This window comes from Streptomyces sp. NPDC031132 (genome assembly GCF_055570595.1).
Genome location: NZ_JBVIGX010000001.1, coordinates 48,851 through 75,193 on the forward strand (window position 1 = coordinate 48,851; position 26,343 = coordinate 75,193).

Annotated in this window: 28 protein-coding genes and 1 pseudogene; 16 read left to right on the forward strand and 13 right to left on the reverse strand. The window is 72.2% G+C overall.

Annotated elements, in window-relative coordinates; all coding sequences use genetic code 11:
- Positions 1–21 precede the first annotated feature (21 nt).
- The gene (gene dapC / locus ACZ49B_RS00215) at positions 22–1,116 is read left to right on the forward strand and encodes a succinyldiaminopimelate transaminase (protein WP_468298947.1); all 1,095 of its coding nucleotides are present in this window, start codon (positions 22–24) and stop codon (positions 1,114–1,116) included.
- A gap of 88 nt (positions 1,117–1,204) precedes the next feature.
- On the opposite strand, the gene ACZ49B_RS00220 is transcribed toward dapC, so the two are convergent.
- Both ACZ49B_RS00220 and ACZ49B_RS00225 read right to left on the reverse strand, forming a co-directional pair.
- Complete coding sequence (locus ACZ49B_RS00220; protein WP_468298949.1) at positions 1,205–1,618, reverse strand: ATP-binding protein; 414 nt, start codon at positions 1,616–1,618, stop codon at positions 1,205–1,207.
- 238 nt (positions 1,619–1,856) lie between these two features.
- Positions 1,857–2,813, reverse strand: a complete 957-nt coding sequence (locus ACZ49B_RS00225) for a hypothetical protein (protein ID WP_468298951.1) — start codon at positions 2,811–2,813, stop codon at positions 1,857–1,859.
- Positions 2,814–2,899: 86 nt separating this feature from the next.
- Here ACZ49B_RS00225 and dapE point away from each other — a divergent pair, with 86 nt between their 5' ends.
- Complete coding sequence (gene dapE / locus ACZ49B_RS00230; protein ID WP_468298953.1) at positions 2,900–3,979, forward strand: succinyl-diaminopimelate desuccinylase; 1,080 nt, start codon at positions 2,900–2,902, stop codon at positions 3,977–3,979.
- A 64-nt stretch (positions 3,980–4,043) separates the two neighbouring features.
- Positions 4,044–4,802: an LOG family protein gene (locus tag ACZ49B_RS00235; RefSeq protein WP_468298955.1), complete on the forward strand. Its 759-nt coding sequence runs from the start codon at positions 4,044–4,046 to the stop codon at positions 4,800–4,802.
- Positions 4,803–4,836: 34 nt separating this feature from the next.
- Here ACZ49B_RS00235 and folP read toward each other — a convergent pair whose 3' ends face one another.
- Positions 4,837–5,697: a dihydropteroate synthase gene (gene folP, locus ACZ49B_RS00240; RefSeq protein ID WP_468298957.1), complete on the reverse strand. Its 861-nt coding sequence runs from the start codon at positions 5,695–5,697 to the stop codon at positions 4,837–4,839.
- Positions 5,698–5,779: 82 nt separating this feature from the next.
- On the opposite strand from folP, the gene ACZ49B_RS00245 reads away from it, so the two are divergent.
- Positions 5,780–6,127, forward strand: a complete 348-nt coding sequence (locus ACZ49B_RS00245) for a DivIVA domain-containing protein (RefSeq protein WP_468299823.1) — start codon at positions 5,780–5,782, stop codon at positions 6,125–6,127.
- Entirely contained in the window at positions 6,124–6,699 is a 576-nt protein-coding gene (locus ACZ49B_RS00250) for a DNA-3-methyladenine glycosylase I (protein WP_468298959.1), read from the forward strand. Before ACZ49B_RS00245 ends, ACZ49B_RS00250 begins: the two co-directional genes overlap by 4 nt.
- A gap of 49 nt (positions 6,700–6,748) precedes the next feature.
- Here ACZ49B_RS00250 and chcB read toward each other — a convergent pair whose 3' ends face one another.
- The gene (chcB, locus tag ACZ49B_RS00255) at positions 6,749–7,552 is read right to left on the reverse strand and encodes a 2-cyclohexenylcarbonyl CoA isomerase (protein WP_468298961.1); all 804 of its coding nucleotides are present in this window, start codon (positions 7,550–7,552) and stop codon (positions 6,749–6,751) included.
- 333 nt (positions 7,553–7,885) lie between these two features.
- Here chcB and ACZ49B_RS00260 point away from each other — a divergent pair, with 333 nt between their 5' ends.
- Positions 7,886–8,053, forward strand: a complete 168-nt coding sequence (locus tag ACZ49B_RS00260) for a DUF3117 domain-containing protein (RefSeq protein ID WP_003966491.1) — start codon at positions 7,886–7,888, stop codon at positions 8,051–8,053.
- Between the two features lie 142 nt (positions 8,054–8,195).
- Here the strand turns inward: ACZ49B_RS00260 and ACZ49B_RS00265 are convergent, their stop codons facing one another.
- Complete coding sequence (locus ACZ49B_RS00265; RefSeq protein ID WP_266664074.1) at positions 8,196–8,858, reverse strand: O-methyltransferase; 663 nt, start codon at positions 8,856–8,858, stop codon at positions 8,196–8,198.
- Positions 8,859–9,074: 216 nt separating this feature from the next.
- Between ACZ49B_RS00265 and sigE the strand changes: the two genes are divergently transcribed.
- The 5 genes and pseudogenes from sigE (at position 9,075) to ACZ49B_RS00290 (ending at position 13,381) form a co-directional block, all read left to right on the forward strand.
- Positions 9,075–9,854 (forward strand): RNA polymerase sigma factor SigE, encoded by a 780-nt coding sequence (gene sigE, locus ACZ49B_RS00270; RefSeq protein WP_468298964.1) that lies wholly within the window; start codon positions 9,075–9,077, stop codon positions 9,852–9,854.
- Positions 9,851–10,435 (forward strand): annotated as a pseudogene (locus ACZ49B_RS00275) (zf-HC2 domain-containing protein); the annotation flags it as partial. The gene sigE and the pseudogene ACZ49B_RS00275, both read left to right, overlap by 4 nt.
- Positions 10,436–10,596: 161 nt before the next feature.
- Positions 10,597–11,913, forward strand: a complete 1,317-nt coding sequence (locus ACZ49B_RS00280) for a S1C family serine protease (RefSeq protein ID WP_468298966.1) — start codon at positions 10,597–10,599, stop codon at positions 11,911–11,913.
- Between the two features lie 106 nt (positions 11,914–12,019).
- Positions 12,020–12,463 (forward strand): sec-independent translocase, encoded by a 444-nt coding sequence (locus ACZ49B_RS00285; protein WP_468298968.1) that lies wholly within the window; start codon positions 12,020–12,022, stop codon positions 12,461–12,463.
- A 165-nt stretch (positions 12,464–12,628) separates the two neighbouring features.
- Positions 12,629–13,381, forward strand: a complete 753-nt coding sequence (locus ACZ49B_RS00290; protein WP_468298970.1) for a hypothetical protein — start codon at positions 12,629–12,631, stop codon at positions 13,379–13,381.
- A 54-nt stretch (positions 13,382–13,435) separates the two neighbouring features.
- On the opposite strand, the gene ACZ49B_RS00295 is transcribed toward ACZ49B_RS00290, so the two are convergent.
- From ACZ49B_RS00295 to ACZ49B_RS00305, 3 genes are all read right to left on the reverse strand, one after another.
- A complete protein-coding gene (locus tag ACZ49B_RS00295; protein WP_468298972.1) occupies positions 13,436–14,596 on the reverse strand; it encodes an Mrp/NBP35 family ATP-binding protein in 1,161 nt (386 codons plus the stop codon).
- Between the two features lie 42 nt (positions 14,597–14,638).
- Positions 14,639–15,190 carry a DUF1003 domain-containing protein gene (locus ACZ49B_RS00300; protein ID WP_468299825.1) on the reverse strand — a complete coding sequence of 184 codons (552 nt, stop codon included), beginning with the start codon at positions 15,188–15,190 and terminating at the stop codon, positions 14,639–14,641.
- A gap of 133 nt (positions 15,191–15,323) precedes the next feature.
- Complete coding sequence (locus tag ACZ49B_RS00305; RefSeq protein WP_468298974.1) at positions 15,324–16,595, reverse strand: magnesium transporter MgtE N-terminal domain-containing protein; 1,272 nt, start codon at positions 16,593–16,595, stop codon at positions 15,324–15,326.
- Positions 16,596–16,809: 214 nt separating this feature from the next.
- On the opposite strand from ACZ49B_RS00305, the gene ACZ49B_RS00310 reads away from it, so the two are divergent.
- Complete coding sequence (locus ACZ49B_RS00310) at positions 16,810–17,592, forward strand: hypothetical protein (RefSeq protein ID WP_468298976.1); 783 nt, start codon at positions 16,810–16,812, stop codon at positions 17,590–17,592.
- A gap of 103 nt (positions 17,593–17,695) precedes the next feature.
- Here ACZ49B_RS00310 and ACZ49B_RS00315 read toward each other — a convergent pair whose 3' ends face one another.
- Both ACZ49B_RS00315 and ACZ49B_RS00320 read right to left on the reverse strand, forming a co-directional pair.
- Complete coding sequence (locus ACZ49B_RS00315) at positions 17,696–18,208, reverse strand: hypothetical protein (protein ID WP_468298978.1); 513 nt, start codon at positions 18,206–18,208, stop codon at positions 17,696–17,698.
- Positions 18,209–18,261: 53 nt separating this feature from the next.
- The gene (locus ACZ49B_RS00320; protein WP_468298980.1) at positions 18,262–19,377 is read right to left on the reverse strand and encodes a magnesium and cobalt transport protein CorA; all 1,116 of its coding nucleotides are present in this window, start codon (positions 19,375–19,377) and stop codon (positions 18,262–18,264) included.
- A 378-nt stretch (positions 19,378–19,755) separates the two neighbouring features.
- Here ACZ49B_RS00320 and ACZ49B_RS00325 point away from each other — a divergent pair, with 378 nt between their 5' ends.
- The 4 genes from ACZ49B_RS00325 to ACZ49B_RS00340 all read left to right on the forward strand — a co-directional run bounded on the left by ACZ49B_RS00325 (position 19,756) and on the right by ACZ49B_RS00340 (position 22,697).
- The gene (locus tag ACZ49B_RS00325; RefSeq protein ID WP_133896959.1) at positions 19,756–20,340 is read left to right on the forward strand and encodes a suppressor of fused domain protein; all 585 of its coding nucleotides are present in this window, start codon (positions 19,756–19,758) and stop codon (positions 20,338–20,340) included.
- Positions 20,341–20,401: 61 nt separating this feature from the next.
- On the forward strand, positions 20,402–21,043 hold the full coding sequence (locus ACZ49B_RS00330; RefSeq protein ID WP_468298982.1) for a DUF6758 family protein: 642 nt from the start codon (positions 20,402–20,404) through the stop codon (positions 21,041–21,043).
- Positions 21,044–21,163: 120 nt separating this feature from the next.
- Positions 21,164–22,030, forward strand: a complete 867-nt coding sequence (locus ACZ49B_RS00335; RefSeq protein ID WP_468298984.1) for a PHP domain-containing protein — start codon at positions 21,164–21,166, stop codon at positions 22,028–22,030.
- A gap of 61 nt (positions 22,031–22,091) precedes the next feature.
- A complete protein-coding gene (locus tag ACZ49B_RS00340; RefSeq protein ID WP_468298986.1) occupies positions 22,092–22,697 on the forward strand; it encodes a MarC family protein in 606 nt (201 codons plus the stop codon).
- 104 nt (positions 22,698–22,801) lie between these two features.
- On the opposite strand, the gene ACZ49B_RS00345 is transcribed toward ACZ49B_RS00340, so the two are convergent.
- From ACZ49B_RS00345 to ACZ49B_RS00355, 3 genes are all read right to left on the reverse strand, one after another.
- Complete coding sequence (locus ACZ49B_RS00345; RefSeq protein ID WP_166663124.1) at positions 22,802–22,954, reverse strand: hypothetical protein; 153 nt, start codon at positions 22,952–22,954, stop codon at positions 22,802–22,804.
- A gap of 96 nt (positions 22,955–23,050) precedes the next feature.
- The gene (locus ACZ49B_RS00350) at positions 23,051–23,908 is read right to left on the reverse strand and encodes an alpha/beta fold hydrolase (protein ID WP_468298989.1); all 858 of its coding nucleotides are present in this window, start codon (positions 23,906–23,908) and stop codon (positions 23,051–23,053) included.
- Positions 23,909–24,011: 103 nt separating this feature from the next.
- On the reverse strand, positions 24,012–26,249 hold the full coding sequence (locus ACZ49B_RS00355; protein ID WP_468298991.1) for a DEAD/DEAH box helicase: 2,238 nt from the start codon (positions 26,247–26,249) through the stop codon (positions 24,012–24,014).
- Positions 26,250–26,343: the final 94 nt, after the last annotated feature.

The window sequence follows — 26,343 nt, forward strand, 5'->3', positions numbered from 1 at the left end:
CAGTAGAGAGCAGAGAACACCGTGGCCGCAGTATCCGCACGTCTTCCCGCCTTCCCCTGGGACAAGCTGGAGCCGTACAAGAAGACGGCGGCGGCCCACCCGGACGGCATCGTCGACCTGTCCGTCGGCACGCCCGTGGACCCGGTCCCGCAGCTGATCCAGGACGCCCTCGTCGCGGCCGCGGACTCCCCGGGCTACCCCACGGTGTGGGGCACCGTCGCGCTGCGCGACGCGATCACCGGCTGGCTGAAGGGCCGCCTCAGGGCGAGCGCCGCCGGGCACCGCAACGTCCTGCCGGTCGTCGGCTCCAAGGAGCTGGTGGCCTGGCTGCCGACCCAGCTGGGCCTGGGCGCCGGCGACAAGGTCGCGTACCCCCGGCTCGCGTACCCCACGTACGAGGTCGGCGCGCGGCTGTGCGGCGCCGAGGCCGTCGTCTACGACGACCCGATGGACCTCGACCCGGCCGGCGTGAAGCTGCTGTGGCTCAACTCCCCGTCCAACCCCACCGGGAAGGTCATCCCGAAGGAAGACCTGATCCGGATCGTGGCCTGGGCGCGCGAGCACGGGATCCTGCTCTTCAGCGACGAGTGCTACCTGGAGCTGGGCTGGGAGGCCGAGCCCGTCTCCGTCCTGCACGACGACGTCTGCGGCGGCTCGTACGAGGGCATCGTCGCGGTCCACTCCCTCTCCAAGCGCTCCAACCTGGCGGGCTACCGTGCCGCGTTCATCGCCGGTGACGCCGACGTGCTCGGCGAACTGCTGGAGATCCGCAAGCACGGCGGCATGATGACCCCGGCCCCGGTGCAGGCGGCCACGGTCGCCGCGCTCGGCGACGACGCGCACGTCGAGGAGCAGCGCGTGCGCTACGCCGCGCGCCGAGAGGCGCTGCGGGCGGCCCTGGTGGCGCACGGCTTCCGGGTCGAGCACAGCGAGGCCAGCCTGTACCTGTGGGTGACCCGGGACGAGCCCTGCTGGGAGACGGTCGCCCACCTCGCCGAGCTGGGCGTCCTGGTCGCGCCGGGCGACTTCTACGGCGAGGCGGGCGCGCAGTTCGTCCGCGTCGCCTTCACGGCCACGGACGAGCGCGTCGAGGCGGCGGTCAAGCGTCTCGCCTGATCCGGCGCCGGGTCCGTCCGCACCCGGCACAGGCCGAGGGGCCGGGAGTTCGTGCTCCCGGCCCCTCGGCGTTCGTGCTCGCGGCGGATCAGCCGCCCAGGGGGAGGGCGCCCAGCGGCAGCCCCTGGGTGGGCACCGCGCTGGTGAGGTCGCCGGCCGGCACGGCGTCGGTCGGCAGGTTCCCGGTCGGCAGGCCCTTGGCCGGCAGTCCGCCGAGCAGGCCGGTCGCGGCGTCGGTGACGCCGGCGGGGGCGGCCGGTACGGCCTTGGCGGCGGTGTCCGTCGCGGTGGTGGCAGCGGCCTCACCGGTGCCGACCACGTCGCCCGCGGTACCGACGGCGTCCGCGGTGCCCGCGGCGTCCGGGCTGGTGAGGGCGCCCAGCTGCGGCACGGACTCCAGGCCCGCGGCGCTGGCCGCGCCGGCCGCACCGACCACGGGAGCTGCCCCGGCTGCGAGCAGCAGCGCGGTACGGGCGATCCGGCGGGTCAGGGGGAGGGACATGATGCTCCTAAGCGGTAGCGGCTGAGTACGCCGTGTACAACCGCTCAGGGGGCGGGTGGAGTTGCGGAGCCACCGGGTAAAGGATCAGTAACGCATCGTTTAATCGGCTTCCGCGAAAAGCCCATTGAATGCGCGCCGACCAGGGCTTCCGTCCTCCCGGGGGTGGATCGGGCCGCCCGCCGGGTCACCCCCGTACGGGGGACGTCTCGTACGCGTGACCGCGCCGCGCGGCGGGGCGTCAGCGGGCCACGAAGATCCGTACCTCGTCGTGCTCGGCGCCGTAGGGATCGCCGGAGCCCGACTTCCCGCCCTGGGCGCCCTTCTGCTGCCACTTGCCCTTGGCCTCGCCCGCCACCCAGCCGTCCCGGCCGTACGAGACGCGCGCGATGCCCATCCCCCGCGCGTTGGCCACCGCCCAGCCCGCCATCGCCTTGCTGCCGCGCGCCGCGGACGCGCCGCCGCCCTGCTTCTCGACGACGGTCACCTCGGCCTCCTTGACCTCCCCGCCCGCCTCCGCCGCCCGGCGCGGCTGCGCGGGAACGGAGTGCAGCTTGTCCTTGGCGAAGATCCGGGTGAGCTCCGTCCGCACCTTCTCCGGGTCGCCCGGGGCGGTGGGCGCGGGCCCGCCGCACGTCAGCTCGCCGTCACCGGCGAAGGCGGCCGTCAGGACGGTCGCGTCCGGCTCGTGCTTCGCGTACGCCTGGGGGAAGCCGCTGAGCTGCACCTGCTGCGCGGCCTCCGTCAGCGGGAGCCGCGAGTACCCCTTCACCGCGACGAGGCGCTCGTAGAAGATCCCGGCCGAGTACACCGGGTCCATGATCTGCTGCTCGGTGCCCCAGCCCATCGAGGGCCGCTGCTGGAACAGGCCCAGCGAATCCCGGTCGCCGTGGGGCAGGTTCCGCAGCCCGGACTCCTGCATCGCGGTCGCCAGCGCGATGGTCACGGCCCGGTCCGGCAGGCCCTTGGCCACGCCGACCGCGGCTATCGTCGCCGCGTTGCCCGCCTGCTCGGGGGTCATGTCGACGAGGGCCCGACTCGTCCGCATGGCAGCCGTGCAGTGCGGGGCGCCGCCACCGCCGTTCGTGGAGTCGTACTGCACGGCGAAGTAGCCGATCAGCGCGAGCAGCACGAACACACCGGAGACTTTGAGCAGCGGCCGGCGGCGGCGAGGGCGGGGGTGATCGCTCTTGGACACGCCGCCCACCGTACTTGAGCCATGTGACGCGTCCACCGGCCGGACGTGGGACGTTCGTCGCAGCCCGGGGCGTTAGGGTCAGAGCCATGTCCGAATCCGAGCTCGACCTCACCCTGGACGCCGCCGAGCTGACCGCCCGGCTCGTCGACATCCCGTCCGTGAGCGGCGACGAAAAGGTCCTCGCCGACCTGGTGGAACACGCCCTGCGGACCCTTCCCCACCTCACGGTCGACCGGTACGGCAACAACGTCGTGGCCCGTACGAACCTCGGCAGGGCCGAGCGCGTCGTGCTCGCCGGCCACCTGGACACCGTGCCGATCGCCGACAACGTCCCGTCCCGCCTGGACGAGAACGACGTCCTGTGGGGGTGCGGAACCACCGACATGAAGTCCGGCGTCGCCGTGCAGCTGCGCATCGCCGCGACCGTGCCCGAGCCCAACCGCGACCTCACGTTCGTCTTCTACGACCAGGAGGAGGTCGCCGCCGACCTCAACGGCCTGGGCAAGGTCGCCGAGGCCCACCCCGACTGGCTGACCGGCGACTTCGCGGTCCTGCTGGAGCCGTCGAACGCCGAGGTCGAGGGAGGCTGCCAGGGCACCCTGCGCGTCCTGCTCCGCACCTCCGGCGAGCGCGCACACTCCGCGCGCAGCTGGATGGGCTCCAACGCCATCCACGCGGCGAGCCCGATTCTCGCCAAACTCGCCGCCTACGAGCCCCGCAAGCCCGTCATCGACGGCCTCGAGTACCACGAGGGCCTCAACGCGGTCCGCATCGAGGGCGGCGTCGCCAACAACGTGATCCCGGACGCGTGCACGGTGACGGTCAACTTCCGCTTCGCCCCCGACCGCAGCATGGACGACGCGATCGCCCACGTCCGGGAGGTCTTCGCGGACTGCGGCGTCGACGAGTTCGTGATCGACGACTTCTCGGGCGGCGCCCTGCCGGGCCTCTCCCACCCCGCCGCGGCGGCCTTCATGGAGGCCGTCGGCGGCCGCGCCATGCCGAAGTTCGGCTGGACGGACGTGTCCCGCTTCAGCGCCCTCGGCGTCCCGGCGGTGAACTACGGCCCGGGCGACGCCCTGCTGGCCCACAAGGTGGACGAGCGCGTGGAGACGAAGGCGATCCTCCACTGCGAAGAACGACTCCGCGCCTGGCTGACCTCCTGAATTCCGCTTCTCGTCACCTTTGTGCGCCTACCCTGATCCAACGATCAGCAGGAGGGAGCACATCATGGGCAACCCCGAAGGCAACGCTCGTCGTCGGCCCGAGGAGCAGCAGCTCGGGCCGGTGCTGCGCAGGCGGAGCCAGGTGCAGGCGGGCAGTACGACGGACCAGCGGCTGCTGGATTCGGCCGGGCCTTCCGAGTGGGTGCACACCGATCCCTGGCGGGTCCTGCGCATCCAGTCGGAGTTCATCGAGGGCTTCGGCACGCTCGCGGAGCTGCCGCCGGCGATCAGCGTGTTCGGCTCGGCCCGTACGCCCGCCGGTTCGCCGGAGTACGAAGCCGGCGTGCAGATCGGCAGCGCGCTCGTCGAGGCGGGCTTCGCGGTGATCACGGGCGGCGGCCCGGGCGCGATGGAAGCGGCCAACAAGGGAGCCCGGGAGGCCAACGGCATCTCCGTGGGCCTGGGCATCGAGCTGCCCTTCGAGCAGGGGCTCAACCAGCACGTGGACCTCGGGCTGAACTTCCGGTACTTCTTCGTCCGCAAGACGATGTTCGTGAAGTACAGCCAGGGCTTCGTGGTCCTGCCGGGCGGACTCGGCACGCTGGACGAGCTGTTCGAGGCCCTGACCCTGGTCCAGACCCAGAAGATCACCCGGTTCCCGATCGTGCTGTTCGGGTCGGAGTACTGGTCCGGTCTGATCGACTGGCTCAAGAACACGGTGATCGCGCAGGGCAAGGCCTCGGAGCGCGACCTCTACCTGTTCCACGTCACGGACGACGTGGACGAGGCGATCGCGCTCGTCACCAAGGAAGTCGGCAAGTAGCCGCGCCGCGGGGCCCCGGCCCTCGGGTCGCGCGCTACGCGAGCCCCCGGCGGGCGACCGCCGGGGGTCGGTGGCCCTGGATGGACGCCACCATGTCCAGGATCTGCCTGGTCTCCGCGACCTCGTGGACGCGGTAGACCCGGGCGCCCAGCCAGGCCGAGACGGCCGTCGTGGCCAGGGTGCCCAACAGGCGCTCCTTGACCGGCTTGTCGAGGGTCTCGCCGACGAAGTCCTTGTTGGACAGCGAGACCAGCACCGGCCAGCCGGTGTCCGTCATCTCGCCCAGGCGCCGGGTGGCCTCCAGCGAGTGGCGGGTGTTCTTCCCGAAGTCGTGGCCCGGGTCGATCATGATCGCGTCCCTGCGGACGCCGAGCGCGGCGGCCCGTTCGGCGAGACCGACCGTGACGCGCAGGATGTCCGCCACCACGTCGTCGTACGTCGTCCGGTGCGGCCGGGTGCGCGGCTCGACCCCGCCCGCGTGGGTGCAGACCAGGCCGACGTCGTGCCGGGCGGCGACCTCCGCCAGCTTCGGGTCGACGCCGCCCCAGGCGTCGTTCAGGAGGTCGGCCCCGGCTTCGCAGACCGCCTCGCCGACCTCGTGCCGCCAGGTGTCGACGCTGATCACCACGTCCGGGTGGCGGCGCCGTACCTCCGCCACGAAGCCGACCGTGCGCCGCGCCTCCTCGGCCGCGTCCACGTGCTCGCCCGGGCCCGCCTTGACCCCGCCGATGTCGATGATCGCGGCGCCCTCGGCGACCGCCTGCTCGACCCGGTCCAGCGCGGGCTCGTCGCGGAACGTCGCGCCCTGGTCGTAGAAGGAGTCCGGAGTCCGGTTCACGATGGCCATGATCACCGGCTCGTGGGTGTCGAACTCGCGCCTGCCCAGTCGCAGCATCCCGTTCTTTCCTCCTCCGGCGGCCCTCGCGCCTCGCTGCGACCTTAACCTGGTGGCCGGTGGCCCGATGTCTCTCAGGGAGTTGCACGTGTTCTGGTTCTTGCTGATCGCGCTGGTCGTGGTCGTCGCGGCGGTCACGCTGGCCGTGGTGGGCGGTGGTTCCGAGGCCGTGCTGCCGGACGCGGAGCCGGACCGGGTGGCCGACGCGCTGCCGGAGAGCCGCCCGGTCGTACGGGCCGACATCGACGCGCTGCGGCTGCCGGTCGCCGCGCGCGGGTACCGGATGGCCGAGGTGGACGACGTACTGGAGCGGCTCGCGGCGGAGCTCGCCGAGCGGGACGCGCGGATCGCGGAGCTCACGGCAGCGGCCGCGCACGGCCGCGCGCAGGCGCAGGGCGGCGCGGTCGACCTGCACAAGGAGGAGCAGTGACGGCCGTCGCGGGTCCGGACGGCGACCTGCGCTGTCCCTGGGCGCTGGCCACCGAGGACTACATCGCCTACCACGACACGGAGTGGGGCCGCGCGGTGCACGGGGACGACGCCCTGTACGAGCGGCTGTGCCTGGAGGCCTTCCAGTCCGGGCTGTCCTGGCTGACGATCCTGCGGCGGCGCGAGGGCTTCCGTACGGCCTTCGCGGGGTTCGTGATCGCCGAGGTCGCGGAATTCGGGCCGGCCGACGCGCAGCGACTGCTCGCCGACGAGGGGATCATCCGCAACCGGGCCAAGATCGAGGCCACGCTCGCCAACGCGAAGGTCCTGGCGGGGTGGGAACCGGGCGAGCTGGACGCGCTGATCTGGTCGCACGCCCCGGAGTCGGGCCGCCCGGCCCCCGCGACGATCTCCGAGGTGCCGGCGGTGACGCCCGAGTCCACGGCCCTGTCCAAGGCCCTGAAGAAGGCCGGGATCCGCTTCGTCGGCCCCACGACGGCCTACGCCCTCATGCAGGCCTGCGGGCTGGTCAACGACCACCTGGCCGCCTGCGCCGCCCGCACCCCCGCCTGAGCCGGGCGGCGGCCGGGGCGGGGGCGGGCGGCACCCGGGGGCGCCGGGCTCAGCGGCCCAGGTACTTCGGCGGCTGCTTGGCGAGGAAGGCCTCGACGGCGATGGAGTGGTCCTCGGAGGCGCCCGCGCGGGCCTGCAGGGTGTCCTCGTGGGACAGGGCCTCCGCCAGCGAGTGACCGGCGCCGTAGGCCAGGGACTCCTTCAGGGCCGCGTAGGCCACCGTCGGGCCGGCCGCCAGGGTGCGGGCCACCGCCTCGGCCTCGGCGTGCAGGGAGTCCGAGGGCACCAGGCGGTTCACGATGCCGAGCTCGTACGCCTCCTGCGCCTTCACGGAGCGGGGGAAGAGCAGCAGGTCGGAGGCCCGGGAGGCGCCGATCAGGCGGGGGAGGGTCCAGGAGACGCCCGAGTCCGCGGTCAGCGCCACCCCGGCGAAGGAGGTGTTGAAGGAGGCCGTGTCGGCGACGACCCGGAAGTCCGCCGCCAGCGCGAAGCCGAAGCCCGCTCCGGCCGCGACGCCGTTGACGCCCGCCACCACCGGCTTGGGCATCTCGGTCAGGGCCCGCACGATCGGGTTGTAGTGGTCCGCGACCGTGCTCATCGTCAGCGAGGACCCGTTCTTGCGGTCCGCCGCCAGGTTCCCGATGTGCTCCTTGAGGTCCTGGCCGACGCAGAACGCCCGGTTGCCGGCCGCGGTCAGCAGCACCGCCCGGACGGCCGTGTCCGCGGACGCCGCCTGGACCGCGTCGCGGAGCGCCACCTTGGCCTCGGTGTTCATCGCGTTCATGGCGTCGGGACGGTTGATCGTGATTTTTGCGAGTCCGTCGGTCACTTCGTAGAGCACGCTGTCGGCCATGGCAGGGGGTCCCCCTTCGTCGCGGGCTTGGCTACCGGCCGGTACCGGCCGGTGCAAGGGCCAGCATGGCGGACCGGACCGTCCCGGGGCATGTGATGTGCGTCAAAGAAAGCGGAGGGCGGACGCCGGGTGCAGCGGCGAAGTATCGCAGGCACGTCCCCGAAATGAGTGGTTTTGGCCGAGCGCGTTGCCCAAGCGTTCCCTGCCGATGTTGGTCATCGGGTCCTGACATGCGGGATAATGGCCAGGAAGCAATGTGTTCGATGCCGGGTTCCAGGCGCCTGAATGGGGCCGTCGGCTGACGATGAGCTGGTTTCAGGAAGGGGAACGAGCATGGCGGCCATGAAGCCGCGGACGGGCGACGGCCCGCTCGAGGTCACCAAGGAGGGGCGGGGCATCGTCATGCGCGTACCGCTCGAGGGCGGCGGTCGGCTTGTCGTCGAGCTGACTCCGGACGAGGCGGACGCCCTGGGTGACGCCCTGAAGAAGGTCGTCGGCTGACCCGCTGACAGCACTGCCACCTTCTGGTTTTTCTGCATACTCTGCGCTGCCCCGACCGCGATGAGCGGCCGGGGCAGTGTTGTGTCGTCTCCGGGCACGCCGTCTGCGACGGGCCACCGGGTCCCGCCGGGCCGCGAGGGCCTCAGCGCCGGACCGCGCACAGCAGGCCGTCGCCCACCGGGAGCAGGGCGGCCTCCAGCGCCGGGCTCTCCCGGACGCTGCGCAGCAGCTCCCGCACGCGCATCACCTCGATCTGCTGGGCCGCCGAGTCGACGGTGCGGCCGTCGGAGAAGACCCCCTCGAAGCACACCAGCCCGCCGGGGCGCAGCAGGCGCAACGATTCGGCGAGGTAGTCGAGGGACTCGGACGGGTCCCCGTCGCAGAAGACGAGGTCGTACCCGCCGTCGGCGAGCCGGGGGAGTACGTCGAGTGCGCGGCCGGGGATGAACCGGGCGCGGTTGCCCGCGAAGCCGGCGGCGCGGAAGGCCTGGCGGGCGAAGGCCTGCCGGTCGGCCTCGGGGTCCACGGTGGTCAGCACCCCGTCGGGGCGCATGCCGTGGAGGAGGTGGATGCCGGAGACGCCGGTGCCGGTGCCGATCTCGGCGACCGCCTTGGCGTCCGCGGTGGCGGCGAGCAGGCGCAGCGCGGCCCCGGTGCCCGGGGAGACGGAGCGCAGGCCCGCTTCCCTGGCCCGGTCGCGGGCCCACCGCAGAGCGTCGTCCTCGGCGACAAACGCGTCGGCGAACGCCCAGCTCGTCTGCCGGTTGCCGGTAATGACCCTCTCCTGTCCCCATAGTTGGCGCAACGGTGACTGTATCCGTTGACGTCGGGAACCCGCAGATGGGACCGGGCGTTGAAGAAAGCAGCGGCGGAAAGGCCCAGCGAGGCAAAAGGGGCGTAAGGGCGGGGCGCAGCCGGGATAGATGGGGACGGCACCGGGCAGATCGACGGCCCGGCGTGTCGAAGGCACGGGCAAAGTTACTGCAAAAATGCTTATCCGGAGCTGACGGGAGGGGTGGCTATGGTAGGGACTCCACTGGACACCACCAGAGCCGATAGGGGAGGTGCGGCTGCGCCTGTGGATCGTGGAGGCGTATTCAGACGCCTCTTCTGGTCGGCGGGTGAGCCGAAATCCGTGACCAACATTGCTGACCGTTTCCACGTTGCCGCGACCGCAACCACCGCGACCTTTGCCGCCGATGCGGGCACCCAGGCGTGGACCCCTCCCTCGTGGGAGGAGATCGTCAGCACGCACAGTGCGCGGGTCTACCGCCTTGCCTACCGTCTGACGGGTAACCAGCACGACGCCGAGGACCTGACGCAGGAGGTCTTCGTCCGCGTCTTCCGCTCGCTGTCCACGTACACGCCGGGCACGTTCGAGGGCTGGCTGCACCGGATCACCACCAACCTGTTCCTGGACATGGTCCGCCGCAAGCAGCGGATCCGCTTCGACGCGCTCGGCGACGACGCCGCCGAGCGGCTGCCGAGCCGCGAGCCGTCCCCGCAGCAGGTCCTCCACGACACCCACTTCGACGCGGACGTGCAGCAGGCGCTGGACACCCTTGCGCCCGAGTTCCGCGCGGCCGTGGTGCTGTGCGACATCGAGGGCCTCTCGTACGAGGAGATCGCCGCCACGCTGGGCGTGAAGCTCGGCACCGTGCGCAGCCGTATCCACCGGGGCCGTTCGCATCTGCGCAAGGCGCTCAAGCACCGGTCTCCCGAGGCCCGTGCCGAGCAGCGTGCGCTGGCGGGAGTGGCGGTGGGCGCGCCGGGCGCCGGGGGAGAGGGCGGAGCCGAGTGAGCGGAGTCAGTCCGTCTCCTGCCGAACAGCACCTGGGCGACCGTCTCGCCGCGCTGGTCGACGGGGAGCTGAGCCATGACGCGCGCGAGCGGGTCCTGGCGCATCTGGCCACGTGCGCCAAGTGCAAGGCCGAGGCCGATGCGCAGCGCCGTGTGAAGAGCCTTTTCGTCGAGAGCGCGCCGCCGCCGCTGTCGGCCGGACTGCTGGCCCGGTTGCAGGGGCTGCCGGGCGACGGTCCCGAGGGGCCGGCCGGTCCACAGGGTCCGCAGAGTCCGCCGGGGGCGGAGCTCTTCGGGTACGTGCCGCCGACCGCACCGCAGCAGGGTTTCCGCATTCACGAGGTGGGGCGTCCGCGCCGCCGCTTCGCGTTCGTGGCGGCCGGCGCGGTCTCGCTGGCCGCGATCGCGCTGGGCGGTTCGCTGCCGGTCGACACCCTCGAGCCGAACGTGCGGGGCGAGGCCCCGGCGACGCGGCCCGGCCCCGCGGTGTCGGTGACCGATGCGGTGGTCCGGGACCGGGCGCCGAGCCCCGGATTCGTCGCCGGCCCGCGCCCCACGGGCCCGCTGCCACCGGTCCACCCGTCGATCTCCGCCTCGCCCCGCCCGGTCTCCCTGACCCGCTGACGTCCGGGGCTGCGGGGTTACGGGAACCAGGGGTGCGGCCCCCGGAAGGCGGGGGACCTGGTTGAATCTGCGGCAGATGCGCCGCCCGGCGGTGCTACAGGTACCCCCGGGGAGCGCCCATGGCCGACCAGCAGCAGTCCGACACGGCTCCGTCGTGGTGGAGCCGCCCCGCCGGCCCGGCGGCAGCGGCCGGGGCGGAGCCCGGGCCGGAGGCCGAGCCGGGCGCAGGCTCCGATCCGGCGGACGGGCCCGCTCCACAGGCGACGGTGCCGGCGCCGCGGTACGACCCGTGGGGCGAGCGGCCGCTCCAGGTCGCCGACCAGGGCAAGGCGCAGGGCGGGCGCGGCATCCGGCTGCGGCAGGCCGCGGCCCTCAGCCTTGGCACGGCCCTCCTCGCCGGCGGCATCGGCGGCTGGCTCGGCGTCCTCGCCGAACGGCAGAGCAGCACCCGCCTCGAACTCCCGCAGGCCGCCGTCGAGAGCAAGGGCCGGGCCCCCGAGAGCGTGGCCGGCATCGCCGCCACCGCGCTGCCCGGCGTCGTGACCCTGCACGTCCGCGGCACCAGCGGCAGCGGCACCGGAACCGGGTTCGTACTCGACCAGCAGGGCCACATCCTCACCAACAACCACGTCGTCTCCGACGCCAAGGACATAACGGTCACCTTCAGCACCGGCGAGAGCGTCACCGCCGAACTGGTCGGCCGGGACAGCGGCTACGACCTGGCCGTCGTCAAGGTCGAAGGCGTACGGGGCCTGCAGCCGCTCTCCCTCGGGAACTCCGAGAACGTGAAGGTCGGCGACCCGGTGGTGGCCATTGGCGCGCCCTTCGACCTCTCCAACACCGTCACCGCCGGCATCATCAGCGCCACCGGCCGGCCCATCACCGCGGGCGGCGACAAGGGCGACGGCAGCGACATCAGCTACGTCGACGCCCTGCAGACCGACGCCCCCATCAACCCCGGCAACTCCGGCGGCCCCCTCCTCGACGCGAAAGCCCACGTGATCGGCATCAACAGCGCGATCCGCGGAGCCGACAAGGGCGAACCCGACAAGCAGAGCGGCAGCATCGGGCTCGGCTTCGCCATCCCGGTCAACCAGGGCAAGCGCGTCGCCGAGGAGCTCATCCGCACCGGCCGCGCCACCCACCCCGTCATCGGCGTCACCCTCGACATGGAGTACACCGGCGACGGGGCCCGCGTCGCGACCAAGGGCGACGGAGGCAAGCCGGCCGTCATCGCCGACGGCCCGGGCGCCCGCGCCGGGATCCAGGGCGGCGACGTGATCACCAAGGTGGACGGCGTCCGCGTACACGGCGGCGACGAGCTCGTCATCAAGATCCGGGCCCACCGTCCGGGTGACCCGCTCACCCTGACCGTGCTGCGCGACGGCCGGGAGCGCACCCTGGAGCTGGTCCTCGGTTCGGCGAACGGATCATGACCATACGGAGAATCCGAGGCTGATGCCGCACCGAGGTATGGGCCCGTCGGCAACGCCGGGTACCGTGTGTCGTGGCCCGAAGTGAAGAGAGCCGAGGAGCGGCAAGGTGTTCAACGACATAGGCGCACTCGAGCTGGTCACGATCGTGGTGCTCGCCATCCTCGTCTTCGGCCCGGACAAGCTGCCCAAGGTGATCCAGGACGTCACCGGGGTCATCCGGAAGATCCGCGCGTTCTCCGACAGCGCGAAGCAGGACATCCGCTCCGAACTCGGTCCCGAGTTCAAGGACTTCGAGTTCGAGGACCTGAACCCGAAGACGTTCATCCGCAAGCAGCTGACCGAGAACGAGGACCTGAAGGAGATCCGCAGCACCTTCGATCTCCGCAAGGAGCTGAACGACGTCACCGACGCCGTCAACAGCAGGGAGACGGCCCCCGCTCCGGCCGCCGGCACCTCCGCCGCGCCCGCCGCCACCGGCCCGGACCTGCTGAAGAAGCCCGCCGCCCCGGCCGCCGAACAGCGCACCCCGTACGACGCCGACGCCACCTAGCGGGTGTCCGACGAGACACCCCCTGATTCGAGCCTTCCCCGGTGATCCGGGGTCCGGTGGCTATCCTCCATGAGTCCGGACCCAGGACGCCCCAGGGTGGGGGTCCCCCCGACGAGATGTGGGGGAGGGCGCGTTCCGGACCCCACGGAACGAGAGGCCGCATCGATGGAGACGACGAGCAGTAGCCGGGTAGGGGTGCAGCCCGCCGAGGCGCCCGCTCCCGCTGCCGCACCAGCAGAACCAGCCGCACCGGCGGAGGCGGCGGCTGCATCCCCGCAGCCCGCCCCCGCGCAGCCCCAGGAAGCCGCAGCACCCGTCCCGACGGCCCGCCGGACGGCCGACGGGTACCTGCGGGCCGATTTCCCCTGGTACGGGCTGGACGGGGCCTTCACCGGCCCCCGCTGGCTCATGCAGGTGGGCACCGGCGCCGACGGCACCGTCGAGCACGGTTCCACCGGCCACGGAGACGAGCCCTCCGCGCGCGGGGAGCTCGCCACCGGTGAGAAGGAGCGCTTCGCGGTGGTCGTCACCGTCGCGAGCAACCCGCTGCGCCGCAGCAGCGACGGCACCGGCGTCCTGGAGGCCACCTCGGTCTCCTCGGCCGCCTGGCTGGCCGGCTCCGGGCTGCTGGCGTACAGCTGGCCCGGCCAGATGGACCACACCCTGCGCGACGACTGGCTCGACCAGCAGACCGAGGCCGCGTGGGAACTCGCCGACGACCTCGAGGGCGCGGACTGGTCGACGCTCTCGCTCCCGGTCGACGGGGAGCCGACGCCGTTCCACTACCGCGAGTCGGAGTTCGGCTGGGTGCTCGCCGGTTCCACGCGGGGTGGCGTGCACCTGGGTGCGTACGGGCGCGGGATGAGCGCGTACGGGCTCGGCTTCTCGGTGATCGGCGACATCGCGTCGTACGAGTAGCCCGGGTATGGGAAAGGGCACCGCCGGCCGGCGGTGCCCTTCGCGTCGTACGGGTCAGAACTTGTTGCGCGGGGTGATGCCCAGGGACATGCCGGCCAGGCCGCGGGCGCGTCCGCCCAGCTTGCCCGCGATCGAGCGCAGCGCCGCACCGGCCGGGGAGTCCGGGTCGGACAGGACGACCGGCTTGCCCTCGTCGCCGCCCTCGCGCAGCCGCACGTCGATCGGGATGGAGCCGAGCACCGGGACCGTCGCACCGACCGTCTTGGTGAGGCCGTCGGCGACCTTCTGGCCACCGCCCGAGCCGAACACGTCGACCATCTCGTCGCAGTGCGGGCACGGCATCCCGGACATGTTCTCGACCACGCCGACGATCTTCTGGTGCGTCTGCACGGCGATCGAGCCGGCCCGCTCCGCGACCTCGGCCGCAGCCTGCTGCGGGGTCGTCACGACCAGGATCTCCGCGTTCGGCACCAGCTGGGCCACGGAGATCGCGATGTCGCCCGTACCCGGCGGCAGGTCCAGCAGCAGCACGTCCAGGTCGCCCCAGAACACGTCCGCCAGGAACTGCTGCAGTGCCCGGTGGAGCATCGGACCGCGCCACACCACCGGGGTGTTGCCCGGGGTGAACATGCCGATGGAGATGACCTTCACGCCGTGCGCGGACGGCGGCATGATCATGTTCTCGACCTGGGTCGGGCGGCCGTCCACACCGAGCATGCGCGGCACGCTGTGGCCGTAGATGTCCGCGTCCACGACGCCGACCTTCAGGCCGTCCGCAGCCATCGCCGCGGCCAGGTTCACCGTCACGGACGACTTGCCGACGCCGCCCTTGCCGGACGCGACCGCGTAGACGCGGGTCAGCGAGCCCGGCTTGGCGAACGGGACCTCGCGCTCGGCGGTGCCGCCGCGCAGCGTGGCCGCCAGCTCCTTGCGCTGCTCGTCGCTCATCACGTCCAGCGTGACGGCGACCGACGTGACGCCGGCGACCCGCTCGACGGCCTCGGTGACGTTCTTGGTGATCGTCTCGCGCATGGGACAGCCCGACACCGTCAGGTAGACCGTGACGGCGACCTCGCCGCCGTCGCCGATCTCCACCGATTTGACCATGCCGAGCTCGGTGATCGGCCGGTGGATCTCGGGGTCGTTCACCGTCGCCAGGGCGTCGAGGATCGCATCCTGCTCAGGCACGGCGGCGGAGCTTGTGTCGGTAGCCATGCCCCGATGGTACGGCTCGGTAGCCTGCCTCAGGAAAGGCCGCTAGCGGTCGCCTTCGTCACTCTCGAGCGGGAATAGCCGCCGCTCGTCCATCTCCTTGATCAGGTCCTGGAACTCCGACCGGATCCAGTCGCGGGTCGCGACCTCGCCCAGGCCCATCCGCAGCGCCGCGATCTCCCGGGTCAGGTACTCGGTGTCGGCGATGGAGCGCTCGTTCTGCTTGCGGTCCTGCTCCAGGTTCACCCGGTCCCGGTCGTCCTGCCGGTTCTGCGCGAGCAGGATCAGCGGGGCGGCGTACGAGGCCTGCAGCGACAGCATCAGCGTCAGGAAGATGAACGGGTACTGGTCGAAGCGCAGGTGGTCCGGCGCGAAGATGTTCCACAGCACCCAGACGATGATGACCAGCGTCATCCAGACGATGAACCGGCCCGTGCCGAGGAACCGCGCCACCCGCTCCGACAGCCGCCCGAACGCCTCCGGGTCGTAGACCGGCAGCAGCCGCCGCCGGTCCGTCCGGGGCTGGTCCAGCCGCGCGCGCGGCGACCGGGTCAGCGCGGTCGACCCGGTCCCGGAAGCGGCCGTCCTGGCCCGCAGCCGCTCGGCGACCTCCTCCTCCCGGCCCGTGAGCCCCTGCTCCCGTGCGTGCTCGCGTGCGTGCTCGCGCGCCAGCTCGCGCCGCACGCGGATCTGCTCACGGCGCCGTTCGCGCGCCGGCTCACCCCGTCGCTCACCGGGCACCGGGGACCTCCTCGGCGTGGTAGTCCGTCTCCCGCCAGTCGTCCGGCAGCAGGTGGTCCAGTACGTCGTCCACGGTCACCGCGCCCAGCAGCGAACCGCTCTCGTCGACCACCGGTACCGCCACCATGTTGTAGGCGGCGAGATAGCTCGTCACCTGGGGCAGCGAGGCGTCCGGGCGCAGCGGCGGCAGGTCCGTGTCCACGATCGAGCTCACCAGCGTGAACGGGGGGTCCCGCAGCAGCCGCTGGAAGTGCACCGTACCCAGGTACTTGCCCGTCGGCGTCTCGTCCGGCGGTCGGCACACGTACACCTGGGCTGCCAGCGCCGGCGACAGGTCCGCCTGCCGTACGCGCGCCAGCGCGTCCGCAACCGTGGCGTCCGGGCGCAGCACGATCGGCTCGGTGGTCATCAGACCGCCCGCGGTGTTCTCCTCGTACGACAGCAGACGGCGCACGTCGGCCGCGTCGTCCGGCTGCATCAGCGTCAGCAGCCGCTCCTTGTCGTCCTCCGGGAGCTCCGAGAGCAGGTCGGCCGCGTCGTCCGGGTCCATCGCCTCCAGGACGTCGGCGGCGCGCTCCTCCTTCAGCTTGCCGAGGATCTCCACCTGCTCGTCCTCGGGCAGCTCCTCCATGACGTCCGCGAGGCGGTCGTCGTCGAGGGCGTTGGCCACCTCGGCGCGCCGCTTCGGCGTCAGGTGGTGCAGGACGTTCGCGACGTCGGCCGGGCGCATCTGCTCGAAGGTGGCCACCAGGTTCTCGGCACCCTGGCCCTCCTCCTCCAGCGAGAAGCCCGTCACCGCCGACCACTCCACGGTCAGCGTCTCGCCGCGCCGGCGCAGCGCGCCGCCCTTGCCCTTGCGTACGAAGATCTTGTCGATCTCCCAGTCGCGGCGGGCCGGCAGCTGCTGGATGGCGACGTCGAGGACGGTGACCTCCTCGCCGGTGCCGCTTAGCGTCACCCGGCGGTCCAGCAGTTCGCCGAGGACGAGCCGCTCGGTGGGCCGCTGCTCGAAGCGCCGCATGTTGACGACGCCGGTGGTGATGACCTGTCCGGACTCCACGCCCGTCACCCGGGTCATCGGGAGGAAGATCCGGCGCCGGCTGACCACCTCGACCACCAGGCCCAGCAGTCGCGGCGGACGGCCGCCGACGCGCAGCATCGCGACGAGGTCGCGGACGCGGCCGACCTGGTCGCCGTTGGGGTCGAAAACGGGCACACCCGACAGATGCGAGACGAAGATCCGCGGGGCGCCACCAGCCATGCGAGCGCCTCCTAGAGCGTCGATCTCAGTCCTGCCGCCCCTCAGGCTAGCCCGTGCCCTGGGAGACCGTCCTGGTGGGGCGGTCCGCCCGGGCGCAGCCGGGGGAGGCGCGTCGGCCGGGCGGGCCGGGTGGGCCGACCACCCGCCCGGCACGGTGGCTACGGGCGGGTACGCTGCCTGCTGCTCGAAGACGCACGACGAGAGGCACCTGCCCGTGACTGCCTACCTCCCCGCCGCACGGCTACGCCGGGCGGCCTTCGCCGGTGTCCTGTTCGCGGGCCTGGCCGTCACCGGCGCGGGCTGCGGGGCGGACCCCGACGAGGGCACCAACGGGGTCGGCAAGCTCTCCGCCGACCAGATCGAGGACAAGGCGAAGGCCGCGGCCGGCGCCGCGGACTCGGTCCACCTGTCCGGCACGCTCGTCAGCGGCGGCAAGTCCTTCACGCTCGACATGCGGCTCAAGAAGGACGGCGGCTCCGGCGAGGTGAAGTCGCAGGAGGACACCTTCCAGGTGCTGCGGGTCGGGGAGCAGCTCTACCTCAAGGCGAGCGCCGCCTTCTGGGGCAAGTCCGACTCGGCCGGCAAGCTCGGCGACAAGTACGTGAAGGTGCCCGAGAGCGACCCCACGTACAAGCAGTTCCGCGGGTTCACCGACATGCACGTACTGCTCGACGGGCTGCTCGGACTCGACGGCAAGCTCGCCAAGGGCGACTACACCAAGGTCGGGCCCACCCGCGCGGTCCTGGTCACGGCGGACAAGGGCAAGGGCGGCAAACTGTCGGTCTCCCTGGAGGGGACCCCGTACCCGCTGCGCCTGGAGCGGGCCGGCGGGGCGGGCCGGGTCGACCTCGCCGAGTGGGGCAAGGCGTTCCCGCTGGAAGCGCCCGCGCAGGACCAGACCGTCGACTACGGGTCCCAGATGCCGACGACCAAGGAGCAGAGCGGGGCCCCCGCCCCGGGCAAGGGCTCCGGCCAGGGCTCGAACCCGACGAAGTAGCAGAAGGGGAGGGGCCCCTAGGGGGTGTCGTCAAAGTCCCACTCTGGCCGGCGGGGCCCGGCCCCGCCCTCACGGGCGGACGACGCTACTTTGACGACACCCCCTAGCGGGCCGCCTTCTTCCGCTTGAGCAGCAGCTTCGGCAGGCCGGCCGGGACGGGGCGGCGGGTGACCGCCGGCGAGCCCAGCGGGGCCGCGGCCAGCGATCCGCCCGGCAGGTCGGTGCTCGCCGTCACCGGCTCCAGCCGCAGCAGCCGGCACTCGCGCGCCCACCGCTCGGTCATCTGCTCCGAGTCGGGCGCGTTCAGCCGCTTCCCCTTGAGCTCGGCGACCGCGGCCTGCCACTCCTCGCCGCGGGGCGGGAGCTCCCGCACGGTAGCGGTCCAGGCCACCAGCCGGCCGCCCTTGTCCTTGCTGCGTACGGTCACCTCGGCGGTCGCGCCGTCCGCGAGATCCGGGAACGGCTGCTCACCGGGACCGTCGCCCAGCACGTGCGCCGCGCCGTCCACCCAGGCGTGCCACAGGGCCCGGTCGGCCCCGGAGCCGCGGACCCAGATCAGGCCGGACTTCTTGGTGGCCTCCTCGACGAGGGCCAGGTCGAGCGTGCTGAGAGTCATGCGCACCAGAGTAGGGGGTGCCCCCGGAGCCGGAGCCGGGCCCTCGAGACGGTCTAGAGCCAGCCGTGGCGGCGCAGGGCGCGGTGGATGGTGAAGCAGATGCCGACGATGGTCGCCATCACCATCGGATAGCCGTAGCGCCACTGGAGCTCCGGCATGTGCTCGAAGTTCATCCCGTAGACCCCGCAGATCATCGTCGGGACGGCGATGATCGCCGCCCAGGAAGTGATCTTGCGCATGTCCTCGTTCTGGGCGACCGTCGCCTGGGCCAGGTTGGCCTGGAGGATCGAGTTCAGCAGCTCGTCGAAGCCGACGACCTGCTCGTGCACCCGCGCCAGGTGGTCGGCGACGTCGCGGAAGTACTTCTGGATGTCCGGGTCCACCAGCCGCATCGGACGCTCGCTCAGCAGCTCCATCGGCCGCAGCAGGGGGGCGACGGCCCGCTTGAACTCCAGCACCTCGCGCTTGAGCTGGTAGATGCGGCCCGCGTCGCCGCCGCGCGCACTGCCCTTGGCGGGCGCGGCGAAGACCGCGCTCTCCACCTCGTCGATGTCGTCCTGGACGGCCGCCGCGACCGCGATGTACCCGTCGACGACGTGGTCGGCGAGGGAGTGCAGGACCGAGGAGGGGCCCTTGGCCAGCAGTTCGGGGTCGTCCTGGAGCCGGTGGCGCAGCCCCTTGAGGGATCCCTGGCCGCCGTGCCGGACCGTGATGACGAAGTCCGGGCCGGTGAAGCACATCACCTCGCCGGTCTCCACCACCTCGCTGGTGGCGGTCAGTTCGGCGTGCTCCACGTAGTGGATCGTCTTGAAGACGGTGAAGAGGGTGTCGTCGTAGCGCTCCAGCTTCGGCCGCTGGTGCGCGTGCACCGCGTCTTCCACGGCGAGCGGGTGCAGCCCGAAGGTGGCGGCGATCCCCGCGAACTCCGCCTCGGTCGGCTCGTGCAGGCCGATCCACGCGAATCCGCCGCCCTCGCGGACCCGGGCCATCGCCTCACGCGGCGTCAGGCAGGCCTTTCCCAGGGCGCGTCGGCCGTTGCGGTACACGGCGCAGTCGACGACTGCGCTGCTCGCGGACGGGTCGCGGGTGGTGTCGTAGCCGGGCTGGGCCGGGGTGGACCTGCGCAGGGCCGGACGTACGGCGGCACGCAGGTAGGGCAGCATCGACATGGCAGGCTCCTTCGCACGCACGGCTGCGGACCGTACGGGTGGGAGGCCTTCCGTCGCCGCCGGCGGGCAGGGCCGGGCAGACGGAAGGAAGCAGGACGGGAGGACAAAGTTCTGCCGTCGCTCTTCGACTGATCAGATGATCAAACGGGCTGGAACGTGCCCGTACCGGGAGTGGAAGAGCGGTTGGTACTGCACGATCGACTTCGATCCATTGCAGCCCCACCTCCTCCGGCCGGTCCCCCGTGGAGGACGTCCTGTCGTCGGACGCCCCGAAACAACTCTTCCAGAGTGTGGCCCCGACCAGCGGTCAACATTATCAGCCGACGGATGGTCAAGACCCGCCCTTTACCCGCCTCATACGAGTTCTATGCTCGCTTCATGGCAGAAATTCTGGCTCTCGTCGAAGCCCGGCTCCGCAGCGCACTCGGCGAACCCGACGCCCGCGCCGCCGTCACTTTCCTCGGCACCGACCGCATCGAAGTACTCCGCTTCGCCGAGGGCGACCTCGTGCGCTACGCGACCCTCGGCATGTCCGCGCATCCGATGGCCGACCCGACCGCCGTGGTCGCCGACCCGCTGCGCGGACCGCGCGCCGAGCTCGTGCTGACCGTACGGGCGGGTCTGGCGCCCACCGACAAGCTGCTGCGGCCCCTCGCGGTGCTGGGCGCCTCGCCGCAGGTGGAAGGGCTGGTCGTGGCCCCCGGTGCCTCGCTCGACGTCGGCGGCCCGCTGTGGGACGGGGCGCCCTTCACCTCCGTACTCGTCGCGGAGCCGGGCGGACTGGTCGAGGACCTGGAACTCGACGAGCCCATGGACCCGGTGCACTTCCTCCCGCTCCTGCCGATGACGGCGAACGAGGCCGCGTGGAAACGCGTGCACGGCGCGGCGGCGCTCCAGGAACGCTGGCTGTCGCACGGCACGGATCTGCGGGATCCTCTTCGTACCGCCGTGGCGCTGGACTGAGACATCCGGACGGGTGATCGTGTCTTGACGGGGCGCCGGGCGGGGAGGAGCGTGGCTTCTTATGAGGGGCGAACCAAGTTGCCCGAAGTGCGGTGGCCGGGTCAGGGCGCCCGGGCTTTTCTCCGACTCCTGGCAGTGTGCGCTGCACGGCACGGTGCACCCCCTGCAGCCCGTCATCCCACCCAGCGTCGAAGGCCTGGGCGTCGTGGTGAACCGGGCGAAGGTGCCGGTGTGGATGCCGTGGCCGCTGCCGGTGGGGTGGCTGTTCACCGGGGTGGCGGCGGCCGGTGACGACCGCAGCGGGGGCCGCGCGACGGCAGTGGCCTGCTCGGGTCCCGGACCGCTCGGCGGGATCGGGGAGCTGCTGCTGGTCGCCGAGGAGTTGGGGGTCGGCCTCGGCGCGCGGTACGCGGGGATCGACGGGCCCGACCCCGGTACGTACATCGACGTCTCGGCGCCGCCGCACGCCAAGGTCGTCGCGGCGGGCCGCCCGACACCGCTGTGGCACGTGAAGGGAGCCCCGGAGGACCGGGCCGTGTTCGCCGGCGAGGCGCGCGGGCTGTGGCTGTGGGCCGTGGTCTGGCCGGAGCAGTCGGGCCTGCTGATGTACGACGAACTGGTGCTGACGGACCTGCGGGACGCGGGCGCCGAGGTCGAACTCCTCCCGTGCGGCGCCCTGAGCCCGCGCGTCCTGGGTCCGTAGCCCCGGACACCCCCAAGGCCCCTGCCGGGGCCGGGCGTCGGGTGGCGTGGCGCCTGCGCGGCAGGCGGGCGGTATCCTGGGGTGTCCCCCCGTACCCGCGAGACCCCTGGAGCCCCGGCCGTGCGCATCGATCTGCACGCCCACTCCACGGCCTCCGACGGGACCGACACCCCCGCCGAACTGGTCCGCAATGCGGCCGCCGCCGGGCTGGACGTGGTCGCTCTGACCGATCACGACACCGTCGGGGGATACGCCGAAGCCCTCGCCGCGGTGCCGCACGGGCTCACCCTCGTCACCGGCATGGAGCTGTCCTGCCGGCTCGACGGCATCGGGATGCACATGCTCGCGTACCTCTTCGACCCCGAGGAGCCCGAGCTCGCGCGGGAGCGGGAGCTCGTCCGCGACGACCGTACCCCGCGCGCCCACGCCATGATCGGCAAGCTCCGGGAGCTCGGCGTCGACGTCACCTGGGAGCAGGTGTCCCGGATCGCCGGCGAAGGCTCCGTCGGGCGGCCGCACATCGCGACCGCGCTCGTCGAGCTGGGCGTCGTACCCACCGTGTCCGACGCGTTCACCACGGACTGGATCGCCGACGGCGGCCGCGCGCACGCCGAGAAGCACGAGCTGGACCCGTTCGACGCCATCCGCCTCGTCAAGGCGGCCGGCGGGGTCACCGTGTTCGCGCACCCCGCAGCCGTCAAGCGCGGCCGGTGCGTGCCCGAGTCCGCGATAGCCGAGCTCGCGTCCGCAGGTCTGGACGGGATCGAGGTGGACCACATGGACCACGACACCGACACGCGCGCGCGGCTGCGCGGCCTGGCCGGCGAACTCGGACTCCTCACGACCGGGTCCAGCGACTACCACGGCAGCCGCAAGACCTGCCGCCTCGGGGAGTACACGACCGACCCCGAGATCTACGGCGAGATCACGCGCCGCGCGACGGGGGCCTTCCCCGTTCCGGGCGCCGGCGGAGCGAGCGGCGCGTAACCGCGCCTCGCCGCCCCTTCTTCCTTCTTCGTGACACCCCTCTCTCCTGCAAGGCATCACTGTGTTCGACTTCGCCGTCTTCGGATCCCTATTTCTCACCCTTTTTGTGATTATGGACCCCCCGGGGATCACGCCGATCTTCCTCGCCCTGACCTCCGGCCGCCCCGCCAAGGTGCAGCGCCGCATGGCCTGGCAGGCCGTCTGCGTGGCCTTCGGCGTCATCGCCGTCTTCGGCATCTGCGGCCAGCAGATCCTGGACTACCTGCACGTCTCCGTCCCCGCGCTGATGATCGCGGGCGGTCTGCTGCTCCTGCTCATCGCGCTCGACCTGCTCACCGGCAAGACCGACGAGCCCAAGCAGACCAAGGACGTGAACGTCGCCCTCGTCCCGCTCGGCATGCCGCTGCTCGCCGGTCCCGGTGCGATCGTGTCCGTCATCCTCGCCGTGCAGAAGGCGGACGGGGTCACCGGTCAGGTCTCGGTCTGGCTGGCGATCATCGCCATGCACGGCGTGCTGTGGCTCACGATGCGCTACTCGCTCGTGATCATCCGGGTCATCAAGGACGGCGGTGTCGTCCTCGTGACGCGGCTCGCCGGCATGATGCTCTCCGCGATCGCCGTCCAGCAGATCATCAACGGCGTGCTCCAGGTCGTGCACGGCGCCTGACCGGCGCGCGCTCCTGGTCGACGCCGCGTACGCGAACGCCCCCGCACCGGATCGGTGCGGGGGCGGCTGCGTCTTGGATGGATGGTGCGAATGGTGCGGAGGTGTCAGGAGGACGCACTCTCGGCCGGTCGGATCAGAATGCGCTGGCCTACGGCGGCCGCCTGCTGCACGATCCGGTTGACGGAGGCCGCGTCCACGACGGTGCTGTCCACGGCGGATCCGTCGACATCGTCCAGGCGCAGAATCTCGAAGCGCATGGGGCTTCTCCCTTCGTCAGTGTTCTCCTTGCACTGTTCCAACGAAGTGTAAGAGGCAAACATTCCCTACGCTAAGGAAATTTTTTCATTCGCTAACTAAACCTGGGGGTGGGCATCCCAGAACGCGGCCAGCGCACCCGCCGTGACCTGCGGATCCTCCGCGTTGGGGGAGTGCTCGGTACCTCGTACGACCACCCGCTCAGCACGCAGTCGATGTGTCATGTCGTCCATCAAGGGGACCGGCCACGCGTAGTCGACCTCGCCCGACAGCACCAGCTTCGGCAGGTCCACGCCGCTCAGCCCGTCCACCCGGTCCGGCTCGGAGACCAGGATCCGGCCCGTGGCGATCAGCTGCTCGGGCACCGTGGCCAGCCACCGCCCGCGCAGGAACTCCGCGAGCTCGGGGGGGTCGGGCACCGCGTCCTCGGGATCGAAGGACCGCATCGCCGTCCATACGCCCGGCATGTCGTCCCGCATCGCCTCCAGGGCGGCGACCAGCAGCTTCGTACGCTCCTGCTGCGGCTCCGAGATCGCGGCGGGCCCGCTGCTCATCAGGGTGAGGGAGGCGAAGGGCGCCGCATCGCGCAGTACGGCGGCCCGTGCGATCAGCCCGCCCAGCGAGTGGCCGACCAGGTGGACCGGACCCCCGCCCAGCGCGGCGGCCTGGGCGAGGACGTCCAGGGCCAGCTCGTCCAGCGCGTACGCCGATTCCTCGCGCGGTCCGGGGCTCTCGTGCTGGCCGCGCCCGTCGACCGCGACCACCCGGTACCCGGCGCCGGCCAGCGGCTCGAGGAGGCCGATGAAGTCCTCCTTGCTGCCCGTGAATCCGGGGACCAGCAGGGCGGTGCCGCGGACGGGCTCGCCCGCCTCGTGCACGGCGAACCCGCCGCGGGCGGTGGACAGGACGTGCGCGCGGGCACCGGGCGGCAGCGTGAGGCGGGGCGGCTTGCTCATGGCCAGAGGTTACCGGCCCGTAGGGGCGTCTCGAGCCCGGGTACGCCGATGGCCCCGGCCCCCTCGGAAGGGGACCGGGGCCACCGGACGGCGGAACGGGGGATCAGGCCTCCGTGGTCTCCGCGACGGCCTTGCGGGTCCGCGTGCGCTTCGGCTTCGCCGGGGCCTCCTCGGCGGCCGGCGCGGCCGGAGCCTCGACGACGGCGGCGACGGCCTTGCGGGTCCGGGTGCGCTTCGGCTTGACCGGAGCCTCCTCGGCCACCGCGGCGGCCTCGGCGACCGGAGCGGCCTCCGCGACCTTGCGGGTCCGGGTGGTGGCGGTACGGCGGGCCTTGACCGGGGGCTCCACCGGCGGGGCCACCTGGAAGTCCGGCTCCGGGGCCGCGGCGACGACCTTGCGGGTCCGGCGGGCCTTGACCACCGTCTCCGCGGCCGGAGCCTCGGCGATCGGGGTCACCTGGGCGAGGACGGGCTTCTGGGTCGGGACCCGGCGGGCCCTGACCGGCTCGGCCTTGACGGGCTCGGCCTTGACCGGCTCGACCGGCGGGACCTGCTGGAACTCCGGCTCGGCCGCGACCGGCGCCTCGGCGACCTTGCGGGTCCGGGTCCGGCGGGCCTTGACCGGGGCCTCCTCGACGGGCGCCTCGGCGACGGGGGTCACCGGGGCGGCCTCGACGACCGGAGCGACCGGGGCCGCCTCGGCCACGGCAGCCGCAGCGGCGGCAGCCGTCGTCGCGGAACGCGTCCGGCGGCGCCGCGGCTTGCGCGACTCGTCGGCGGCCGGAGCCTCGGGGGCCTCGGCCTCGGCCTCGACCACGGGGGTGACGGCCGCGCCCTCGGCGAGCTCGGCCCCGCCCCGCGTACGGCGACGCTGGCGCGGGGTGCGCGTACGGGCGGGACGCTCCTCGACCACCGCAGCGGCGGCGGCCGGGCCACGACCGCCACGGCCACCGCGGCCGCCGGTCTCGCCCAGGTCCTCGAGGTCCTCGGCCTTCAGGCCGGCCCGCACGCGCTCGGCGCGCGGCAGGATGCCCTTGGTGCCGGCCGGGATGTTCATCTCCTCGAACAGGTGCGGCGACGTGGAGTACGTCTCGACCGGGTCGTGGAAGTCCAGCTCCAGCGCCTTGTTGATCAGCTGCCAGCGCGGGATGTCGTCCCAGTCGACCAGCGTGACGGCGATGCCCTTGTTGCCCGCGCGGCCGGTACGGCCCACGCGGTGCAGGAAGGTCTTCTCGTCCTCCGGCGTCTGGTAGTTGATGACGTGGGTGACACCCTCGACATCGATACCGCGCGCGGCGACGTCCGTGCACACCAGCACGTCGACCTTGCCGTTGCGGAACGCGCGCAGCGCCTGCTCGCGCGCGCCCTGGCCCAGGTCGCCGTGGACGGCGCCGGACGCGAAGCCGCGCTTCTCCAGCTGCTCGGCGATGTCGGCCGCCGTGCGCTTGGTACGGCAGAAGATCATGGCCAGCCCGCGGCCCTCGGCCTGCAGGATGCGGGAGACGAGCTCCGGCTTGTCCATGTTGTGCGCACGGAAGACGTGCTGCTTGATGTTGGCGACGGTCACGCCCTCGCCCTCGGGCGAGGTGGCGCGGATGTGCGTCGGCTGCGTCATGTACCGGCGGGCCAGGCCGATGACCGCGCCCGGCATGGTCGCCGAGAACAGCATCGTCTGACGCTTGGCCGGCAGGTAGTTGATGATCTTCTCGACGTCGGGCAGGAAGCCCAGGTCGAGCATCTCGTCGGCCTCGTCCAGGACGAGGGCCTTGACCTGCGACAGGTCGAGCTTGCGCTGACCGGCCAGGTCGAGCAGGCGGCCCGGGGTGCCGACGATCACGTCGACGCCCTTCTTGAGCGCCTCGACCTGGGGCTCGTACGCGCGGCCGCCGTATATGGCGAGGACGCGGACGTTGCGGACCTTGCCCGCGGTCAGCAGGTCGTTGGTGACCTGGGTGCACAGCTCGCGCGTCGGGACGACGACGAGGGCCTGCGGGGAGTCGGTGAGCTGCGCGGGCGTGGCCCGGCCGGCCTCGACGTCCGCGGGAACGACGACCCGCTCCAGCAGCGGAAGGCCGAAACCGAGCGTCTTGCCGGTTCCGGTCTTCGCCTGGCCGATGACGTCCGTGCCGGAAAGGGCGACGGGGAGGGTCATCTCCTGGATCGGGAAGGGGGACACAATGCCGACGGCCTCAAGGGCTTCGGCCGTCTCGGGAAAGATCCCGAGGTCTCGGAACGTAGTCAGGGTGCTGCCTCTTCTGTGAGACGCGGCGCGAGGCGGCGAGGGGGGTCGTACCGTGCCTGGCTTGCAGTACTGCGCCCTCCCAAGGTTCGGGAGAGCCATTACGAAGCTGCGCGGGACCACTAGCCTTCGCTCAAGCGCTTGTGCCGCTGAGGGGGCCCCTCGTGGAGAGGCGGTACGCATGGACGTACGCATC

Bases quoted from the DNA above. Each gene is read 5' to 3' on its own strand.
- ACZ49B_RS00220 (WP_468298949.1), bottom strand. From the start codon at position 1,618: ATGTCCCTCCCCCTGACCCGCCGGATCGCCCGTACCGCGCTGCTGCTC.
- dapE (WP_468298953.1), top strand. From the start codon at position 2,900: ATGTCCGAATCCGAGCTCGACCTCACCCTGGACGCCGCCGAGCTGACC.
- ACZ49B_RS00235 (WP_468298955.1), top strand. From the start codon at position 4,044: ATGGGCAACCCCGAAGGCAACGCTCGTCGTCGGCCCGAGGAGCAGCAG.
- folP (WP_468298957.1), bottom strand. From the start codon at position 5,697: ATGCTGCGACTGGGCAGGCGCGAGTTCGACACCCACGAGCCGGTGATC.
- chcB (WP_468298961.1), bottom strand. From the start codon at position 7,552: ATGGCCGACAGCGTGCTCTACGAAGTGACCGACGGACTCGCAAAAATC.
- ACZ49B_RS00260 (WP_003966491.1), top strand. From the start codon at position 7,886: ATGGCGGCCATGAAGCCGCGGACGGGCGACGGCCCGCTCGAGGTCACC.
- sigE (WP_468298964.1), top strand. From the start codon at position 9,075: ATGGTAGGGACTCCACTGGACACCACCAGAGCCGATAGGGGAGGTGCG.
- ACZ49B_RS00280 (WP_468298966.1), top strand. From the start codon at position 10,597: ATGGCCGACCAGCAGCAGTCCGACACGGCTCCGTCGTGGTGGAGCCGC.
- ACZ49B_RS00290 (WP_468298970.1), top strand. From the start codon at position 12,629: ATGGAGACGACGAGCAGTAGCCGGGTAGGGGTGCAGCCCGCCGAGGCG.
- ACZ49B_RS00295 (WP_468298972.1), bottom strand. From the start codon at position 14,596: ATGGCTACCGACACAAGCTCCGCCGCCGTGCCTGAGCAGGATGCGATC.
- ACZ49B_RS00305 (WP_468298974.1), bottom strand. From the start codon at position 16,595: ATGGCTGGTGGCGCCCCGCGGATCTTCGTCTCGCATCTGTCGGGTGTG.
- ACZ49B_RS00315 (WP_468298978.1), bottom strand. From the start codon at position 18,208: ATGACTCTCAGCACGCTCGACCTGGCCCTCGTCGAGGAGGCCACCAAG.
- ACZ49B_RS00320 (WP_468298980.1), bottom strand. From the start codon at position 19,377: ATGTCGATGCTGCCCTACCTGCGTGCCGCCGTACGTCCGGCCCTGCGC.
- ACZ49B_RS00325 (WP_133896959.1), top strand. From the start codon at position 19,756: ATGGCAGAAATTCTGGCTCTCGTCGAAGCCCGGCTCCGCAGCGCACTC.
- ACZ49B_RS00330 (WP_468298982.1), top strand. From the start codon at position 20,402: ATGAGGGGCGAACCAAGTTGCCCGAAGTGCGGTGGCCGGGTCAGGGCG.
- ACZ49B_RS00345 (WP_166663124.1), bottom strand. From the start codon at position 22,954: ATGCGCTTCGAGATTCTGCGCCTGGACGATGTCGACGGATCCGCCGTG.
- ACZ49B_RS00350 (WP_468298989.1), bottom strand. From the start codon at position 23,908: ATGAGCAAGCCGCCCCGCCTCACGCTGCCGCCCGGTGCCCGCGCGCAC.
- ACZ49B_RS00355 (WP_468298991.1), bottom strand. From the start codon at position 26,249: ATGGCTCTCCCGAACCTTGGGAGGGCGCAGTACTGCAAGCCAGGCACG.